At 58.2% G+C, this 17719-nt stretch carries 15 protein-coding genes and 1 tRNA gene; 4 read left to right on the forward strand and 12 right to left on the reverse strand.

The window, feature by feature from the left end; translation table 11 throughout:
• Nucleotides 1–53 precede the first annotated feature (53 nt).
• Entirely contained in the window at nucleotides 54–1484 is a 1431-nt protein-coding gene (gene gltX / locus WEU32_RS07150) for a glutamate--tRNA ligase (RefSeq protein WP_406853390.1), read from the reverse strand.
• A 184-nt stretch (nucleotides 1485–1668) separates the two neighbouring features.
• Here gltX and WEU32_RS07155 point away from each other — a divergent pair, with 184 nt between their 5' ends.
• A complete protein-coding gene (locus tag WEU32_RS07155) occupies nucleotides 1669–3636 on the forward strand; it encodes a ComEC/Rec2 family competence protein (RefSeq protein WP_406853391.1) in 1968 nt (655 codons plus the stop codon).
• Here WEU32_RS07155 and lexA read toward each other — a convergent pair.
• From lexA to WEU32_RS07175, 4 genes are all read right to left on the reverse strand, one after another.
• Nucleotides 3630–4331: a transcriptional repressor LexA gene (gene lexA, locus WEU32_RS07160; protein ID WP_406853392.1), complete on the reverse strand. Its 702-nt coding sequence runs from the start codon at nucleotides 4329–4331 to the stop codon at nucleotides 3630–3632. The two genes, WEU32_RS07155 and lexA, sit on opposite strands and share 7 nt — an antisense overlap.
• A gap of 190 nt (nucleotides 4332–4521) precedes the next feature.
• Nucleotides 4522–4598, reverse strand: a tRNA-Asp gene (locus tag WEU32_RS07165).
• 180 nt (nucleotides 4599–4778) lie between these two features.
• The gene (locus WEU32_RS07170) at nucleotides 4779–5336 is read right to left on the reverse strand and encodes an N-acetyltransferase family protein (RefSeq protein ID WP_406853393.1); all 558 of its coding nucleotides are present in this window, start codon (nucleotides 5334–5336) and stop codon (nucleotides 4779–4781) included.
• Nucleotides 5336–7534, reverse strand: coding sequence for a S9 family peptidase (locus WEU32_RS07175; protein WP_406853394.1), 2199 nt, complete (start codon nucleotides 7532–7534; stop codon nucleotides 5336–5338). The genes WEU32_RS07170 and WEU32_RS07175 overlap by 1 nt, the downstream gene beginning before the upstream one ends.
• Nucleotides 7535–7602: 68 nt before the next feature.
• On the opposite strand from WEU32_RS07175, the gene WEU32_RS07180 reads away from it, so the two are divergent.
• Nucleotides 7603–8424 carry a trypsin-like serine peptidase gene (locus WEU32_RS07180; protein ID WP_406853395.1) on the forward strand — a complete coding sequence of 274 codons (822 nt, stop codon included), beginning with the start codon at nucleotides 7603–7605 and terminating at the stop codon, nucleotides 8422–8424.
• On the opposite strand, the gene WEU32_RS07185 is transcribed toward WEU32_RS07180, so the two are convergent.
• The 3 genes from WEU32_RS07185 to WEU32_RS07195 form a co-directional block, all read right to left on the reverse strand.
• Nucleotides 8391–9194: an energy transducer TonB gene (locus WEU32_RS07185; RefSeq protein WP_406853396.1), complete on the reverse strand. Its 804-nt coding sequence runs from the start codon at nucleotides 9192–9194 to the stop codon at nucleotides 8391–8393. The two genes, WEU32_RS07180 and WEU32_RS07185, sit on opposite strands and share 34 nt — an antisense overlap.
• Before the next feature lie 85 nt (nucleotides 9195–9279).
• On the reverse strand, nucleotides 9280–10023 hold the full coding sequence (locus tag WEU32_RS07190) for a TonB family protein (protein ID WP_406853397.1): 744 nt from the start codon (nucleotides 10021–10023) through the stop codon (nucleotides 9280–9282).
• A gap of 76 nt (nucleotides 10024–10099) precedes the next feature.
• Entirely contained in the window at nucleotides 10100–11887 is a 1788-nt protein-coding gene (locus WEU32_RS07195) for an acyl-CoA dehydrogenase (RefSeq protein ID WP_406853398.1), read from the reverse strand.
• 159 nt (nucleotides 11888–12046) lie between these two features.
• Between WEU32_RS07195 and WEU32_RS07200 the strand changes: the two genes are divergently transcribed.
• Nucleotides 12047–12988, forward strand: a complete 942-nt coding sequence (locus WEU32_RS07200) for an L-threonylcarbamoyladenylate synthase (protein ID WP_406851417.1) — start codon at nucleotides 12047–12049, stop codon at nucleotides 12986–12988.
• Here WEU32_RS07200 and WEU32_RS07205 read toward each other — a convergent pair.
• The 4 genes from WEU32_RS07205 to WEU32_RS07220 all read right to left on the reverse strand — a co-directional run bounded on the left by WEU32_RS07205 (nucleotide 12985) and on the right by WEU32_RS07220 (nucleotide 17167).
• On the reverse strand, nucleotides 12985–14007 hold the full coding sequence (locus WEU32_RS07205; RefSeq protein ID WP_406851418.1) for a patatin-like phospholipase family protein: 1023 nt from the start codon (nucleotides 14005–14007) through the stop codon (nucleotides 12985–12987). The genes WEU32_RS07200 and WEU32_RS07205 overlap by 4 nt on opposite strands.
• A 28-nt stretch (nucleotides 14008–14035) precedes the next feature.
• Nucleotides 14036–14833: a 3-hydroxybutyrate dehydrogenase gene (locus WEU32_RS07210; RefSeq protein WP_312137350.1), complete on the reverse strand. Its 798-nt coding sequence runs from the start codon at nucleotides 14831–14833 to the stop codon at nucleotides 14036–14038.
• 61 nt (nucleotides 14834–14894) lie between these two features.
• The gene (gene yaaA / locus WEU32_RS07215; protein ID WP_406851419.1) at nucleotides 14895–15668 is read right to left on the reverse strand and encodes a peroxide stress protein YaaA; all 774 of its coding nucleotides are present in this window, start codon (nucleotides 15666–15668) and stop codon (nucleotides 14895–14897) included.
• 95 nt (nucleotides 15669–15763) lie between these two features.
• Nucleotides 15764–17167: an FAD-binding oxidoreductase gene (locus WEU32_RS07220; protein ID WP_406851420.1), complete on the reverse strand. Its 1404-nt coding sequence runs from the start codon at nucleotides 17165–17167 to the stop codon at nucleotides 15764–15766.
• Nucleotides 17168–17245: 78 nt separating this feature from the next.
• Here WEU32_RS07220 and WEU32_RS07225 point away from each other — a divergent pair, with 78 nt between their 5' ends.
• Complete coding sequence (locus WEU32_RS07225) at nucleotides 17246–17647, forward strand: NUDIX hydrolase (protein WP_312137344.1); 402 nt, start codon at nucleotides 17246–17248, stop codon at nucleotides 17645–17647.
• Nucleotides 17648–17719 lie beyond the last annotated feature (72 nt).

Consider the following 17719-nt stretch of genomic DNA (forward strand, 5'->3'; position numbering starts at 1 on the left):
TGTTATACTTGGACCAGGCGCGGGGAGGCGGTTGGTCTGCGTGGTTTGGGTGATTACTTAGTCTGTTGCAGCGCATCATCCAAGCGCTGGAGACTATTGTCGCGACCAACTGCCACAAGAATTTTGGCAATATCGGGAGCCGGTACGCCGCCGGTAAGGGCTGCGCGAGCAGAAGGTCCGATTTTTCCGAAGCCTACGCCTTCTTTTTCAGCAAAAAGTTTAAGCTCAGCTTCGAGGGATTCGACCGACCAATCCGACACAGAGGCCAGATGTTCACGAAGTCGTGAAATTCGGTCGAGGTTTTCGCCCTGCAGCATGCCCTGACTTTTCTCGTTTAAAGTGATCGGGCTAACCAAAAGGGCGAACTGCACCTGATCGGCCAGTTCCGGCACCAATTTGGCGCGGTCCTTGATCAGGGGAAGGGTGCGTAGGACGGTTTCGCGTCCTGTATCGTCCAGCGGTTGCCCGCGAGACGCCAGAATATCGGTAACGAGAACGAGCAGGCGCTGGTCATCGGCCTGACGAATCCAGTGGGCATTGATGTGAGCTAGCTTGTCGAAGTCCAGACGGGCCGGTGCTTTATTGATACCGGCAAAATCGAACCATGCCTTGGCCTGTTCATCGTCGAACAGTTCGTCATCACCATGCGCCCAACCGAGGCGCGCCAGATAGTTGCGCATGGCTTCGGGCAGATAGCCCATCTCGGCATATTCGTGCACAGCCTGAGCGCCGTGACGCTTGGACAGCTTGGCACCGTCCGTACCGTGGATCAGCGGGATGTGCGCAAAGGTCGGACGGGTCCAGCCCAGTGCGTCATAGATCAGGCTCTGGCGGGCGGCATTGTTCAGGTGGTCATCACCACGGATCACATGGGTGATGCCCATGTCATGGTCGTCCACGACGACGGCAAGATTATAGGTCGGAGCGCCATCCGAACGCAGGATGACCAGATCATCCAGCGACGAGGATTCCCAGCGTACCGAACCCTGCACGGCGTCATCGACGACAACAGCTTGATCCAGCGGACGACGGAAGCGCACGGTGAACGGCTTTTGTAGGTCTTCGGCGGTCGGTTCACGGTCGCGCCAGGGCGAAACAAAGTCTTTGCCTTCGGCCTTGGCGGCATCGCGCAGGGCATTGGTTTCGTCGGCGGTCAGGAAATCACGGTAGGCGTGACCGGTCTCGAGCAACTGGTTCGCCACTTCACGATGACGATCGGCGCGTGCGTACTGGTAAACGGTTTCCTCGTCGCCCAGCAGGTTAAGCCATTCCAGGCCGTCAAAAATCGCTTTGACAGCTTCATCGGTGGAGCGCTCACGGTCGGTGTCCTCGATGCGAACGAGGAATTTGCCACCGTGGCCCTTGGCATAAAGCCAGTTGAATAACGCTGTTCTCGCGCCGCCAATATGCAGGTAGCCTGTCGGGGAGGGGGCAAAGCGGGTGACAACAGTCGAAGAAGACGAGTTCATAAGCGATGAGTCCATTAGGTGCGTCCTTATACGCCCGTCGCCGACAAAGCGAAGCCTTGCAGTAAAGTTGATCGGCGGTTTGCGCGTCTTGCTGGTGCGCGAATGGAGCGCACAGGCGACGAGGTGGCCATTATGGAGCGCGGTTTTCTTTGGCTCTGGCTGTGCCATCTATTTCGCTCTGAAGACAGAGCCGCCTGTATTGCCTCTGTTTGTAATGGGCTTTTTCTCTGTTGTGGCGTGGCTTTTGGCCAAATGGCGAGGGATGGGGCGTGGCATCACACTGTCCTTGTTGATGGTGGCCTGCGTGCTGTCAGGGACGTGGGTGGCCAAGGCACGATCCGATGCGGTGGCGGCCCCGATTGCGCCCTCTATGACCAAACCGACTTTGGTCGAGGCCTATGTCATTGACGTCGATTCACCGGGGGCGCGTGGCCACAGGGTGGTGCTGGCTCCGGTCCGGATCAGGGGAATCGCCTTCGAGGACGTGCCGCACAGGCTGCGAGCGACGGTAAAGGGCGAGCCGCCAAGGCCGGGTGATGCGGTGTCAATTTATGGCCTGCTGAATCCGCCACCGGCTCCGGCCAGTCCGGCATCTTATGATTTTGGCCGGATGGCATGGTTCGAGAGCTTGGGTGGGGTTCTGTTTGGCTTGGGCGATACGCGCGAGGCCCATCTTGGGGTGCCAACATGGCGCGTCCGGATGGAAATGCGGATCAATGCCGTGCGCTTTAATATGGCCGAGCGACTGGTGGCGCGTCTGGGGCCACAGCGCGGTGGCATAGCGGCGGCCATGGTGACGGGGCACGAGACGTGGATCGGTGAAGATGATCTTCAGGCCATGCGCGATTCCGGCTTGGCGCACATCCTGTCGATTTCGGGGCTGCACATGGCCGTGGTTGGAGGGTTTTCCTTCTTTCTGGTGCGCTTGTTGGTTGCGCTATGGCCATGGCTGGCCTTGCGCGTATCAGGAAAGAAGGTTGCGGCAGTGGGGGGATTGCTGGCTGTCGGGGCGTATCTGGTGATTTCAGGTGCGCCGCCACCGGCCGAGCGCGCGGCGGTGACGGCAAGCATAGCCTTTATCGCCATCCTGCTGGATCGTCGGGCGATTAGTATGCGGGCCTTGGCAGCCGCGGCCTTTGTGGTGCTGTTGTTACGGCCTGAATCGGTGATTGCGCCGGGGTTTCAGATGTCGTTTGCGGCAACAGCGGCACTTGTCGCACTGGCAGAAATCTGGCCGCGCAGGATCAAGGAGATCAACACGCCGTGGCCCATTGCCGCAATCCAGCGTGCGGGATCATGGGCATTTGCAGCCGTGGCGGCCAGTCTGGTCGCGGGGATGGCGACAGGGCCGTTCGTCATGCACCATTTCAACCGGACCAGCATGTATGGGCTGGTGGCCAATATGGCCAGTGCGCCTTTGGCCGACCTGATTATGCTGCCCAGTTTGGCATTAGGGGCATTGCTGGAACCGGTCGGGCTGGGGGCACCGTTCCTTTGGCTGGCAGGGCAGGGTGTTGGTTTCATGCTGGCGATTGGCCATTGGGCGGCCGACTTGCCGGGGGCGGTTCACACCATGCCCAGTGCGCCTACTGTGGCCCTGCCAGTGGCGTTCGTGGGCATATTATTCATGTGCCTGTGGCGCGGGTGGCTGAGGGTTCTGGGATTGCCGCTGGCCTGTGCGGTCGTGCTTTGGCCGCGCCCTCAAGTACCCGATATCTGGATTGGTGATGCAGCGACAAATGCCGCTGTGGTTCGCGGGCATGAGGCAGAGGTGTTTCGCAAGGTGCGGGCCTTTGCATCCACCATGTGGGCACAGCGATGGGATCTGGATGTCACCGAGCGCCCGAAGGAAGGCTGGAAATGCGGGCGAACCTATTGCCGAGCCGATGCGGGGCAGATGCCTGTCGCGCTGTGGTGGGGACGCGCCGTGCCGGACGAAAAGGTCATGTCGGCAATGTGTGCGAGTGCCGAGGTTGTTGCGGTCAGGTCCGAAGTGCCTTCACTGCCGCATGAGTGCGCGGATGCACTGGTTCTGGATGGACGTGATTTTGCGACCAAGGGTGCCGTAGAGCTTTGGCGTACCCAGAGCGGCTGGAAGGCCCGTTGGGTACGCGATGTTCGCGGTGAGCGCCCTTGGTCGCGCTGGGGCGACCCTGACTATCAGTGATAGCGGCGGATCAGGCCGACCAGCTTGCCCTGAACCTCGACCTGATCGGGGCCGAAGATACGGGTCTCATAAAGACGGTTGGCAGGCTCAAGGGCAATCGACTGGCCCTTTTTACGCAGGCGTTTGAGCGTGGCTTCCTCGCCCTCAACCAAAGCCACAACAATCTCGCCAGAATTGGCCTGATTGATGCGTTTGATGACGACCACATCACCGTCAAGGATACCGGCCTCGATCATCGAATCGCCCTCGATTTCGAGCAGATAGTGTTCACCAGCGCCCAGCATGGTTTCCGGTACGAAAAGACGGTCGGTTTCGTGCTGGATGGCGGTAATCGGGGTACCCGCAGCGATCTTGCCGAGCAGTGGCAGTTCGCGAACGTCATTAGCCGCTATGTGAGCCTGAGTGCGGTTTTGGCCACCACCTTCGATCACGTCCGGCTTAAACGGTGCGCGGCCACGGGCGGGCGCGGCAGCGGTGGCTTGTTCGGGCAGCTTCACAACCTCAAGCGCGCGCGCACGGTGGGCCAGACGACGGATGAAGCCGCGTTCCTCAAGGGCCGTAATCAGGCGGTGGATGCCCGATTTGGACGCCAGATCCAGCGCCTCCTTCATTTCGTCGAAGGACGGCGACACGCCCGTCTCCTTAATACGTTCATGGATGAACATCAGGAGTTCGTGCTGCTTTTTAGTGAGCATGGAGCGAGCGCTTTCAGAACAAGGCGTGAACCGTTGCTGATGTTCTGTAAGTGTTCTGGTTAAAAGTCAACTAACGCCAAACACCTCGTTGCGAGGCGCAATGAGGGTGTCGTGTTGAGATGATTTTATTTTCTGAAAGTATTTTGGACCAAGAGCGGTATGCGCCACTCCATCTTCATAAGAAGGGGAGTGGCGCGAGTGACGGGGCTCGAACCCGCGACCTCCGGCGTGACAGGCCGGCACTCTAACCAACTGAGCTACACCCGCTTGGTCCCGTTCGCGCCGTGTCCGGCGGGAACGAGGTGGTGTTTAGGTGGGGCAGCGTTTCGGGTCAACATAAAAACGTGCAGACCCCTGAAAAAATACGCCAATTTTGAAAATCGACGCTCCGTGAAGGTGCGTAAAACTTGCCCCTTTGGAAGGTGAAATGCCCGCAGGATCGGGCTTTTAGTGGGGGTCTTTTATAGCCAAACCGGCGGTGTTCGGTGGCGTATCTCCACCGCTGTTCAACGGCTTTTGCATGAAGATCACATCGCGCCAGCCGTCATGTTTCCACCCTGCGGCGTGAAAAATACCGGAATCAGCGAATCCTCTGGAGCGATGAAGGGCAATCGAGCCTTCATTTTCCGAGTCGCCGATGACCGCGACCATCTGGCGAAGGCCAATTTTCGTGCAGGAATCGATGAGAGCATCCAAAAGACGCCCCCCGATTCCCATGCCGCGGGCGTTGGCGGCCAGATAAATCGAATCCTCGACCATATAGCGATAGGCCTCGCGGGCCCGAAATGGGCTCACATAAGCATAACCCAGAACTATGCCGTCCGATTCTGCGACGAGGCGCGGAAGTCCCAAGGCCGCCACATAGGCAAAACGGGCTTTCATTTCGGTAAGCTCGGGCGCTTCCAGCTCGAACGTGCCGCAACCATTGGCGACATTTTCGGCATAGATGGCAGTGATGGCGGGGAAGTCTGCTTCCACCGCCTCACGGATTACCGCATCGCGCATCAGGCGAAGTCCCGCTCCCAGCCTTTGTTCACGGCCCAGATGGCAAAGGCGTAATCGAGGGCAATGTCCTTCAGATAGTCAAAGCGGCCCGACGAGGCGAAGTGGCCGGCCTCCATATTGATCTTGAGCAGGACCGGATTGGACGAGGTGGTGACGGGGCGCAGACGCGCCACCCATTTTTGCGGTTCCCAATAGGTCACGCGCGGATCGGACAAGCCGCCAGTGGCCAGAACAGCTGGATAGGCCTTGGGGCCAATCTGGTCATAGGGGCTGTAGGACCACATATAGTCATAGGCCTCGGCATCCTCGAGCGGGTTGCCCCATTCGGGCCATTCCGGCGGGGTCAGCGGCAGGCTGGTGTCGCTCATGGTGTTGATCAGGTCCACGAACGGAACCCCGCCAATCACACCGGCCCACAGGTCTGGGCGCATATTGGTGACAGCTCCGACCAACAGGCCACCGGCAGAGCGGCCCTCGGCGACGATGTTTCCGGCGCGGGCATAGTTCTTGTCGATTAGATGCTCTGCGGCTGCGATGAAGTCGGTGAAGGTGTTCTTCTTGGTGAAGCGACGGGCATCGAGGAACCAGTTCCAGCCCTTGTCGGCACCACCGCGAATATGGGCGATGGCATAGATAAAGCCGCGATCCACCAGCGACAGGCGGTTGGTCGAGAAGCTGGCGCTCATCGACATGCCATAGGACCCATAGCCATAAAGCAGCACAGGCGCAGAACCATCCACCGGCGTGTTCTTGTGGCGCAGGATCGACACCGGCACCAGTTGACCATCGGATGCAGGCGCGTTCAGGCGCTCGACCACATAGTCGGTCGCGTTGTGGCCCGACGGCACTTCTTGAACCTTGCGCAAGGTGCGCTCGCGCGACTTCTGGTCATAGTCATAAACCGAGGTCGGCGTGGACATGGAGTTGTAGGTGTAACGGATGGTCGGGGTGTCGAACTCTGACGCACCGGCTAGAGACAGGCTGTAGGCCGGTTCATCGACAGCGATTTCGTGTTCCGCTCCTGCGCGGTCACGGATGACGATACGGGTATTGGCGTCAAAGCGTTCCTGACGCGATACGAAATCCTTGGTCAGGTCGAAGCCTTCGATATAGCGGCCCGGCGTATGGGCCACGAGGTCTTTCCAGTTGGCCTTGGCTGGCGCGTCGGTCGGGGCTTCGACGATCTTGAAGTCCATCGCATCGTCGGCATTGGTGCGGATCACCCAGCGGTCGCCCCAGTGGTCCATTTCATAGAGGCGGGCTTCGACGCGTGGTTCTACGATAACCGGCGTGGCAGTCGGTTGGGAACCGAGAATCAGTCGGGTTTCGGAGGTTTCCTGATTGGCGATGCTGATCTTGATAAAGGCATCATCCGAAGTGCGGCTAAGGCCGAGGAACATGCCTTCGTCTTCTTCTTCGTAAACCAGAGTGATTTCACCGCCGCGCACGGGTCGACGGAAAATCTTGTCCGGTCGGCCATTATCGTTGCGGTTGATCCAGAAGATCCACTGGCTGTCCGGCGAGAAGGTGAAATCGCCCGTCGCCGAACCGATAGCATCCGGCAGGACCATGCCAGTGGTCAGATCTTTGATGTAGATTTTGAAGACCTCGGACCCTTGGGCATCTTCGGAATAGCCATACAGGTTGTGATCAGGGCTGGCCTCGACACTGCCGACATCCGAATAGGCCTTGTCCTTGGCCAGTGCATTGGCATCCAGCAGGATGATCTCGCCATCGGTGCGTCCGCGTGGGCGGCGGCAGTATAAGGGGTGCTGATCGCCTGAATTATAGCGAGTGTAATATTCCCAAGGACCGTCTGCGGCGGGCACCGAGGCGTCATCTTCCTTGATGCGGCCCTTCATCTCCTCGAACATCTGGTTCTGGAGCGGCAGGGTCGAGGCCATCATGGCCTCGCGATAGGCATTTTCTTCGTTCAGATGGTCGCGGACATCGGCCTTGATCAGCTTGGGGTCGCGCAGAACAGCCTGCCAGTTGTCGTCCTTCATCCACTGATATTCATCGGTACGGGTGCGGCCCAACTGTTCGATGGTGACAGGGACTTTCTTGGCGACGGGCGCAACGGGACGGGACATTCGGGCTCCGGTAGTCTGGTTTACCGCACTAGGGCGGGCGAGGGCAGGCGATGCAGCCAGAAGACTGGCTGCGGCGCTGGAAGCGATAAGTTCGCGGCGATTCATAGATATCCCCTCAATTGATCTTCGGAGCGGACCTTGTGCCTGTCGCGGCGTCAGGTCAAATGGCGGTTATGGCCATTGATGCACTTCCCTTCGAACCGCCCGTTGCCCAGATGCCTGCTGCCGAGTGGGATATGACGCTGGGGCTTATCAATGCGACGGTCCAGCTGGACCAGAATATAGGCGAGGGACGTCGCAAGGTGGGAACCGGCTTTCTGGTTCAGGCTCCGCGACCCGACGGCACGCCGCGCCTTTTGCTGGTGACGGCAGAGCATGTGTTCCGTGTCATGCCCAATCCTGTGGCCCGTATTGGCTGGCGATTTGCCGAAAGTGACGGCAACTGGCGCTATGCCCCTGCGGACCTGCCGATCCGTCAGGAAGATGGTACGCCCCTGTGGACCCAGCACCCGACGGAAGATGTCGCTGTTCTGGAAATCACAGCCCCCGAAGAGTTTACCCGCGCGGCCATTCCGGTGGGCTGGATTGCCAATGCCGATACGTTCGATCAATGGCGTATGGGACCTGGGGACGAGCTGTTTGCCTTGGGGTATCCGCATGGCCTGTCGGCCAATCGTGCGGGCTTTCCTATCCTGAGGTCAGGCCGGATCAGTTCATGGCCTCTGACGCCGGTTCAGTATTTCAAAACCTTCCTGCTGGACTTTAATGTCTCGCAGGGGAATTCCGGCGGGCCGGTATTCTGGGTGCCGGCTGCCAAGCGCGTTCCGGGGGCACCGGTGCCGACCAACCCGTTCATCGCGGGTGTGCTGATCAAAGAGGTTCAGGGCAATGGCGAGGGAATCGAGCTGGGTGTCGTCGGGCACGGCCAGTACATTCACGAGACTATTAACCTGCTGGATTCTCAGCGTGCTGCGGGCGCAGGTCCGCAGTCATAACGCGCACAGTATCGCTGTTTTAGCGGGCCGTAATTGGCGTCGTATGAATAGAGGTTGTTCACCGCATGACTGAGGTCGCTGCTCCATTCGGCCCAGTCTTGTGGCGGCTCGGCGGGCATGGTGGCATGGCCGCGTTTCGCCAGAACCATGGCAAAGGCGCGTCCTAGTAATTTGGCATTGGTGCTTCCGATATACATTTCGGAAATCCATTGCTGAACCACTTGGGCGCGATCCGGCGAGAGCTGGTTCAGACCCCAAACAGCTTGGTCGGATGCGGCGAGTGTCGGCCCCCAAGCCTGAGCGGCCACCAGACCCGCTATCAGGTTCGCATTGGTGGGCGCTGGCCCGTTCCATTCGGTAGTTGGGCGGGTATCATTCTCGGACGGATAAAAGGGCAGTGACAGGCGGATTTGGCTTTCGACGGCCGCGCCGTCGACTGTTCGGGGATGAAGTCTGCCGCGTTCGGCAACGGCGATGGCGGTATCCTCGAAGCCGAGACCTTCGGGCACTGCCGACACCGTCTCGCAATCGGGGACGCCTTCTGGACTGACCTTACATTCCACAACAACATGGCCCGCAATGCCCAGATGTGCGGCCAGATGCGGATAGTCTGCCTCTGTCGCCTCGGGCAGTATCTTCCATGATGGGTTGGTTATGACGACCGGTTTGGGAAGGGACTCGACAGTCACAACGATGGCTGGCGTCTCAGTACCAAGCGCCGCCGGTTCCACGACTGTGGTCATAAGCGCCAAGCCTAGAGATATGATCATAACGGTTTCCCCCGATACCGATGACTGACCCTGCGATCAGAGCTTTAGCTTGGCCGGTAGATCAAAACGGGCGTGCCGCACAGACCTAATCGCTTACACAGGCAAAAGTCGCGCAATAGCGGCGTGCGATTTCTTTCATGGCGATACTGCTATCGTCGGGGCGTGCCAGCGCCATATCCCTTCGCCACTCGGCGTGGTTTTCCGGTTGGGAGTTCGGCCAGCTATCTACACCATGAACGGCCAGCACACGGGCCACAGCGATTGCAGTATCTGCGACGTCCTTCTCGCGCGAAGGAGCCAGTTCGTTCAGCCATGCCGTTAGAGCATCTCGCTGTTCGGCAGGCAAACGATCCAGTTGCCAGACTTGGCGCATGCGTACGGCAATAGGGGGGTGGCGCATCACCGTGTTTCGGGCAAATTGTCTGCCTGCATTGAGTTGAACCTCGGTCGGCTCTGGGCCTTTCCATTCGGGACGGGTTTCAAAGGGGCGTGACCTGAATGGAATTCTGACGGTAAAGCGGCGCGTGTCGGTGTTCTCGATTGAAGCGGGCGACATGCGACCACGCTGAACCACATTGATCGCAGCGGTATCGAAACCCAGATGGGCCGGTGACGAGGTCAAGCTGAGGCAGTTAATCGGAATACCCTGTGGGTCGGCTTCACATTCAACCAAAGCGTATCCGTTAAGCGCCAACTGACCGGCCATTACCGGATAGTCTTCCGGTGTTGCCTGCGGGAGGATGACCCATTCCAGAGGCGTTTGTTCCGGTTCGACGGGAACAGCGACCGGATCGGACAAAAGGGCAGCCAATGCTACAGTTGCAAACATGAAAACACCTCCCGCACCGAGGATGCAGGAGGCGTGATCATTTGCAAAGCTGAGTTGAGCGGATTAGCCCGCCAAGTTAGCCAGCCAGAGCTTCCAACGTCAGGCGGTGCAGCAGGTCGCCGCCTTGGCCGACGCCAGCCAGACGGCTGGAGACGTGGCCCAGAACATTGGCAGCATAGGCTTCGTAAAGGTCCAACTTGCCTTGCAGCCATGCTGCGTCGCCATCATTGGCGTCCAGCTTGGCTTTGGCCGCCAGAGCGCCCTTGGCCAGCATCCAGCCGCCGACAACATCGCCCAGCAGTTTCAGATAGGAATCAGCACCGGCCAGAACATCGGCAGCACGATCCTTGTCGGCTTTGGCGTCCAGCAGCCACAATGTGGCGTCCTCGACCGATTCAATGGCGTTGGCGAAACGCTCGACCGGCTTGCCCGAATAGAGGGATGCCAGTTGATGAAGGGTCACCTTCATGTCCTCGATCAGGCGCTTGGCCGATTCACCGCCATCCATCGACAGTTTGCGACCCACGAGGTCCATGGCCTGAATGCCGTTGGTGCCTTCGTAGATCGGGGTGATGCGGGCATCGCGATAATACTGGGCCGCGCCGGTTTCTTCGATGAAGCCCATGCCACCGTGGACCTGAACACCCAGCGAGGCGACTTCACAGCCGACATCGGTGGACCATGCCTTGGCGATCGGGGTGAAGAGGTCTTCGCGACCCTTCCAGATTTTGCGCTCTTCCTCGGTCGCGGCATGGCGGGCCATGTCGGCGGCAACGCCGGTCGAGAAGCAGATGGCGCGGGCGGCGGCGATCTTGGACTTCATCACCACCAGCATGCGGCGCACGTCCGGCAGGTCGAACAGCGGCGCATTGCGCTGTCCGGTCCAGATGCTGGTGCCTTGGCGGCGTTCCAGAGCATAGGCGAGGGCGTGCTGGTAGGCACGCTCGGCAATGCCGACGCCTTCAACGCCAACGGCCAGACGGGCAGCGTTCATCATCACGAACATGTGGGCGAGGCCCTCGTTCGGACGGCCAACCAGTTCGGCAACGGCGTTTTCGTACTGCATGACGCAGGTCGGGCTGCCGTGGATGCCCAGTTTGTGCTCCAGGCCAACCGGACGGAAGCTGTTACGCTCTGCGGTCGGGTTGCCATCGGCGTCGAGGTGGAATTTCGAGGCGAGGAAGAGCGAGATGCCCTTCGGGCCAGCTGGAGCGCCCGGAAGGCGGGCCAGAACCAGATGGACGATATTGTCCGTGGCGTCGTGGTCACCCCAGGTGATGAAGATCTTCTGGCCGTTCAGCAGGTATTTGCCGTCTTCGGTCGGAGTGGCAGTAGCCACCAGAGCACCAAGGTCCGAGCCAGCGCCCGGTTCGGTCAGCACCATGGCACCCGTCCATTCACCCGAAACCAGTTTTGGCAGATAGGTGTGCTTCTGGAAGTCGGTACCGACCGCTTCAAGCGCTTCTATCGAGGCCAGCGACAGCATTGGGCAAAGGCCGAATGCCATGTTGGCTGCGTGGACGGTTTCGTAGGCTGCCAGTTCCAGCGCCTTTGGCAGGGCTTGACCACCGGCTTCAGCCGAGGCGGTCAGAGAGGTCCAGCCACCGGCAGCGAACTGCTTATAGGCATCGGCAAAACCCGGCGAAGCTGTGACATTGCCGTTAGAAATCGTTGCAGGATTAAGGTCGCCGACGCGGTTCAGCGGAGCCAGAACTTCTTCAGAGAATTGGCCAGCAGCCTCGATGATGGCCGTGGCTACATCGGTGTCATAGTCCGGAAAGGCACCGGTTGCAGCGACGTTTTCGATACCGGCAATAGCTTCGAGAGCAAAAGCGATGTCACGGACTGGGGCGCGGTAAGTCATCGGAAATCCTTAAATTAGATGCCGTTTTGTCGGCTTTCCTGTGAGCTTGCGCAAGACCACTTGGACTTTGGTCGAAAATCCGCTCAGTGAAGCCAATAAGCGCTAAAAGCGCGACAAGCGGTTTGAACCAGTGCCGCAACGTAAGGAAAGCCCTGTCTGATGTCTGATGATGCTCCCAAAAAGGGTGATAGCCCTGAAAAAGCGGCAAAAGCGCTGCGTGCGGGGCATCTGGTCATTTTGCCGACCGAGACAGTTTACGGACTGGCGGCCGATGCCTCTAACCCAGATGCGGTGGTCAAAATTTTTGAGGCAAAGGGCCGTCCGCGTTTCAATCCTCTGATCGCTCATGTGAGAGATTTGGCCGCAGCCGAATCTATAGCAGTATTTGATGAGCGCGCCCGTGCTTTGGCCAAGGCTTTCTGGCCGGGGCCTTTGACGATTGTCGCGCCTATCCGTGATAGTGGACGGGTGTGCGATCTGGCGCGAGGTGGACTGGACAGTGTTGCGATCCGCGTGCCGGCCCATGAAAAGGCGAGGGCAGTGATTTCGGCCTTTGATGGTGCGGTTGTGGCACCTTCTGCCAATCGCTCGGGCCGCCCAAGCCCCACCACCTTTGCTGATGCGATCGAAGAGACAGGAGCGTCTACGAGCGCGGCAGTGGATGGAGGCCCGTGCCGCGAGGGTGTCGAAAGCACTGTGGTTTCAGTGCTGGGCGATCAGGTTGCCTTGCTGCGCCCCGGCACCATCACTCGTGAGCAGATCGAAGTTGTGGTGGGGCCTTTGGCAGCCAACACCGCAGAAGGACATCGTTCACCTGGGCGCTTGACGTTGCACTATGCACCGGACGCACCTGTGCGGATTAATGCCACGAAAGCAAAAGACGGCGAGATATTGCTGGGGTTTGGTGAAGGCATTGGTGATCCGCGCTGGAGTCTCAGTACCAGCGGAAACCTACGCGAGGCTGCGGCTAATCTGTTTCGTCTCTTGCGCGAGGCAGATCGTACCAAGCCCGTAGGGATAGCGATTTCACCTATTCCGGTGACGGGGTTAGGCGAAGCGATCAATGACCGTCTGAACCGCGCGGCCGGTTTTGTCGGCTAAAGAAAAACGTCTTGCAGATCGACGCTGGTCCGTTTTCCAACATCGTCAAAACAGGCTGCGATCCATTGCGATGCGGCCTCGCGTCCTAAGGATTTAAGCGAAGACAAAAAACTCCACTCGGTATCAGCTTTCGATGCCAGTGACAGTTGACCCAGCCACTTGTCAGCCAAAATGGCATGGATTTTCGGAGCCTGCCATGTGTCTGCCCGTATCAACCTGCCTTCGTCGATCAAGCGCTGGGTCATGGCAATGGTGCGTAATTCGGCAATCAGAGGGGCGTTAAACAGAATCTCGTTCAAGCGGTCCATGATGTCCGCAGACTGTTTGGGGGTATCGTTCCGGAAAACAGGATTAAGCGGCAGCAGGATAATATCGTCGGGTACATCCTTGGCGAACAATGGCCAAAGTGCCGGATTAGCCAGATAGCCACCATCCCAATACGGCTCGCCATCAATCTCGACTGCCTGAAACAGGTGCGGAAGGCACGCGCTGGCCATTAGTACATCGGCGGACATTTCGTCATTGCTAAAGATGCGCGATTGTCCAGCGCGGACAGCGGTAGCTGAAATATGGATGCGAATTTTCGATGCCTTTACAGCCTCGAAATCAACAACAGCTTCAATGACCCTTTTTAAAGGGTTTAGATTAAGCGGATTGAAGCTGTAGGGGCTCATAGACATGGCCAAGGTCTGACTGGCCTGCCAGACAGGGTTTTCGGTCATCCATTGAGGTGTCAGGCTTTTTAGCCATGCGCCGGATGTACCGAATACATTGCGTCCACCCGACTGGTTGACCTCATGCCACAGCAAGTCCAGCGCTTCACGTGCGCCAGTGGCCCCGCTGCGCTCCAGTCCTGTGACCAGAGTGGCGGCATTCATGGCCCCGGCAGAGGCGGCGGTGACGGCCTTGATCTCTATGCGGTCATCCTCGAGCAAACGGTCAAGAACACCCCATTGAAAGGCACCGTGCGAACCACCGCCCTGAAGGGCAAGGCAAACAGGTTTAAGCTTTGCAGCCATAAGAGGCCTCCGCTGAGAGGCCTTTAGCTTATTGGGCTGTCCAGCCGCCGTCGACCGAATAAGAACTGCCGTTCGCCGAAGCACCCAGATCGGATACCAGATAGAGGAAGATACCTGCCAGTTGGTCGGTTGTGACGAATTGTTTGGTCGGTTGAGAGCCGAGGATGACGTTTTTCATCACATCCTCGCGGCTCATATTACGGGTGCGGGCCTGATCGTCGATCTGTTTGTCCACGATGGGCGTGTGCACAAAGCCGGGACAGATCGCGTTACAGGTAATGCCCTGTTGAGCCAACTCCAGCGCCACAGTCTTGGTAAAGCCAATGACGCCATGTTTGGCTGCGACGTAGGCTGATTTGAACGGGCTGGCGACAAGACCATGAGCCGATGCGACGTTGATAATGCGGCCACGCCCCTGAGACTGCATGATCGGCACAGCGGCTTTGGTGGCATAGAAGGCCGAGGACAGGTTGATCGAGATAATCCGTTCCCACGCATCGTTCGGGAATTTTTCGACGGCTTCGACATGCTGGATACCCGCATTGTTCACGAGAATATCCAGACGCCCCAGTTCCTTATGGGCATAGGCGACCATGTCGGCGATTTCGTCCGGTTTGGTCATGTCGGCGGCGTGATAGAGAACGCGCACCCCTGTCTTAGCTTCTAGGTCTGCGCGTGTATTTTCGATCCCATTGGCATCGCCAAGACCGTTCAATACCACGGAGGCTCCGCATTCGGCAGCCGCAGAGGCGAGGGCAAGACCGATACCCGAGGTGGAGCCGGTAACGACGGCAACCTGACCCTTAAGATCGTTCATGGCAAACATAGGCGCGTATCCAACCTGTTCTGATTTGGGGGGAAACTAGCGCCTGTCTGCCATCAAAGCATCAGGAATTTCCTTCTCTGATGAATATCCAGTCCGTATCCGTTGAGGAAGGGGCATCGAATCTGTAGCCGTCTTGGTTAAATTTCTTCAGAAATTCAGACTCTTCTATACGGTTTTCGATGATGTAACGGGCCATGGCACCGCGAGCTTTTTTCGCATGGAAAGAGATGATGCGATCCACCCCGTCCTTACGTTCCTTGAAGTGCGGCGTGATGACTTTGAGTTTAAGCGCCTTGGCATCGACTGCGCCGAAATATTCCTGCGAAGCCAGATTGATCAAAGACTGTTCAAGATGGCCTTGAGCGTCCTCGTTGAGGCGCAACGAGATGCGCTCGCCCCAGAAATCATAAAGCGTATTACCGCGCGGCGTTTTCAGGCGGGTGCCCATTTCCAGACGATAGGGGTGCATACCGTCCAGCGGTCGCAGTAAACCATAGAAGCCTGACAGGATCCGTAGATGATCCTGGGCCCACATAAGATCATCCGCCGACATTTCGCGGGCTTTCAGACCTTCATAGACATCACCGGCAAAGGCGAAAACGGCCTGAACCGCGTCTTCAGTTTTGTCATTGTCGAACGCTTGGAAGCGCTCGTAATTGAGGTCAGCCAGTGCTTCGGAGATGGACATCAGGCGTCGCAGGTCGGCGCGGGTCAATTTCTTGGTGACCTTCGACAACTCGGCTGTTTCCGGCGCACAGCGACGCGGCGTCATCGGTAGATCACCGGACGCGGTTGTGAAGTCCAATTTCTTGGCTGGAGAAATAACAATCAGCAAGGCACGCTCCCTAGTCGCGGCTCACATAGGATTAAACTGTGTCAGTTTAAACCTTGATAAGACAAGTTTTCCGGCTGCCACTGTTTTAACGGCGGTCAGAACAGGACGGCTGGATTCATGATGCGTTGGGGATCGATTGCCTTGCGGATGGCCGCCATAGTCTGGATTTCGAGCGGGGATTTATAGCGTTTGACCTCTTCGGTTTTCAGGCGACCAAGCCCATGTTCCGCCGAGATCGAACCATTATACTTGGCCACGACATCGTGAACGATCTGCGACCCTTCTTTCCAGAGAGCGATAAAGGCAGAGATGTCTTCACCGATGCCGGGGATAATGTCGTAATGCAGATTGCCGTCCCCGATATGGCCAAAGCAGGAAACGCGGCATCCCGGATGGAAAGTTTCGACAGCCGTTGTTGCTTCGTCGATAAAATCGGCAATGCGACTGATCGGCACTGAAACGTCATGTTTCCAGCCGCCACCTTCGGGTTTCAGGGCTGCAGAATGTTCTTCCCGCAGACGCCAGAATTGGGCGCGCTGGGCGTCGTTCTGGGCGATAGAGGCGTCTGTGATCAGGCCTTCCTCAAAGGCAACCTCCAACAGGCGCTCCATCTGGGCTTCGGCACCCCCGACAGTACCACTGGTGATTTCGATCAGCACGTACCAAGGCGGCGTGGTCTCAAGGGGTTCACGCGTGTCGGGAATGTTCTTGATTACCAATTCCATACCGAGGCGCTTCATCATTTCGAAGGCTTCCACACCGCCGCCGGTTTCATCCTTGGCGCGGGCCAATAGCTCGATAGAAGCGGCAGCGCTTTCGAGGCCGACAAAGGCTACGCAGCGCGAGCGCATGATTGGATACAGTTTGAGAGTGGCTGCGGTGATTACACCCAGAGTTCCTTCAGCCCCGATCAGAAGCTGTTTGAGATCGTAGCCGGTATTGTCTTTGCGTAGGCGTTTCAGGCCATTGAAGACCTGACCGTCCGGCATGACCGCCTCGATGCCCAGAACCAGATCGCGCATCATGCCGTATCGCAGAACCTGTGTGCCGCCTGCGTTCGTGGATATTACGCCGCCAATAGTGGCCGAGCCTTCGGCAGCCAGAGATAACGGAAAGAAACGGTTGTTGGCTTTGGCGATGTCCTGGGCTTCCAGCAGGGTGATGCCGGCCTCAACCGTCATGGCATCATCAAGAGGTGTCACGTCGCGCACTTCGCGCAGCTTACGCGTTGACAATAGAATCTCGCCATAGGGGATTTGGCCGCCGACGAGGCCTGTGCCACCACCCTGAGTGACGATGGCGACGCCATGACGCGCACAGATTTCAACGGCCTTCTGGACCTCTGCAGTCGTGCGCGGTTGCAGAAGCAGAGGCGTATGGCCCGTCCAGCGCCCACGCCATTCGGTCAGCCAAGGGGCCATTTCATTGGCGTCCTCGGTAAAGGCGTCTGGAAGAGCCGCTTTCAGCTCGGCGAGGGCTTGGGGCGTAGGGAAGGTCATGTTTGCCCTTTTGACAAAAGCAGCGCGGTGGTGAAAGGGCAAACCTGTGCTCTTGAACAGTCTTTTGGCGAAATAATCATGACTCCAGTCCCCGCCGTCGGTGTTGTCTGTATTAAGGGAGATGAAGTCCTTCTCATCCAGCGCGGTAAACCACCCAAGAAGGGTGAATGGAGCCTACCCGGGGGGCACATCGAACCGGGGGAAAGACTGGTCGATGCGGCGATTCGAGAATTGATCGAGGAAACGGGTGTCAAAGCCGAGATTGGCGGCCTCATCGATGTGGTGGACGGCATTTTTCCGGAAGCGAACCGGCACTATGTGCTGATCGATTATTGGGCGCGATGGGTGTCGGGCGAGGCTGTGGCGGGAGATGATGCTGACAAGGCGCGCTTTGTACCGCTGGAACAGGCGCTGGAGATGGTGGATTGGGATGAAACCCGTCGCATTATCCAGGCTGCATATGCAGCATCACAAAGGTGATCTGCGACAACATGACAATCCGTTCACTTGTGGCAAAAATCTGGCCAAAAAGACGAAAGCACTGTTAAGGTC

The organism is Brevundimonas sp. BH3 (assembly GCF_045345115.1).
Taxonomy (GTDB): domain Bacteria; phylum Pseudomonadota; class Alphaproteobacteria; order Caulobacterales; family Caulobacteraceae; genus Brevundimonas.

Coding starts and splice junctions, on each gene's coding strand:
- gltX (WP_406853390.1), bottom strand. CDS start 1,484: ATGGACTCATCGCTTATGAACTCGTCTTCTTCGACTGTTGTCACCCGC.
- lexA (WP_406853392.1), bottom strand. CDS start 4,331: ATGCTCACTAAAAAGCAGCACGAACTCCTGATGTTCATCCATGAACGT.
- WEU32_RS07170 (WP_406853393.1), bottom strand. CDS start 5,336: ATGCGCGATGCGGTAATCCGTGAGGCGGTGGAAGCAGACTTCCCCGCC.
- WEU32_RS07175 (WP_406853394.1), bottom strand. CDS start 7,534: ATGAATCGCCGCGAACTTATCGCTTCCAGCGCCGCAGCCAGTCTTCTG.
- WEU32_RS07180 (WP_406853395.1), top strand. CDS start 7,603: ATGGCCATTGATGCACTTCCCTTCGAACCGCCCGTTGCCCAGATGCCT.
- WEU32_RS07185 (WP_406853396.1), bottom strand. CDS start 9,194: ATGATCATATCTCTAGGCTTGGCGCTTATGACCACAGTCGTGGAACCG.
- WEU32_RS07190 (WP_406853397.1), bottom strand. CDS start 10,023: ATGTTTGCAACTGTAGCATTGGCTGCCCTTTTGTCCGATCCGGTCGCT.
- WEU32_RS07195 (WP_406853398.1), bottom strand. CDS start 11,887: ATGACTTACCGCGCCCCAGTCCGTGACATCGCTTTTGCTCTCGAAGCT.
- WEU32_RS07200 (WP_406851417.1), top strand. CDS start 12,047: ATGTCTGATGATGCTCCCAAAAAGGGTGATAGCCCTGAAAAAGCGGCA.
- WEU32_RS07205 (WP_406851418.1), bottom strand. CDS start 14,007: ATGGCTGCAAAGCTTAAACCTGTTTGCCTTGCCCTTCAGGGCGGTGGT.
- WEU32_RS07210 (WP_312137350.1), bottom strand. CDS start 14,833: ATGTTTGCCATGAACGATCTTAAGGGTCAGGTTGCCGTCGTTACCGGC.
- WEU32_RS07220 (WP_406851420.1), bottom strand. CDS start 17,167: ATGACCTTCCCTACGCCCCAAGCCCTCGCCGAGCTGAAAGCGGCTCTT.
- WEU32_RS07225 (WP_312137344.1), top strand. CDS start 17,246: ATGACTCCAGTCCCCGCCGTCGGTGTTGTCTGTATTAAGGGAGATGAA.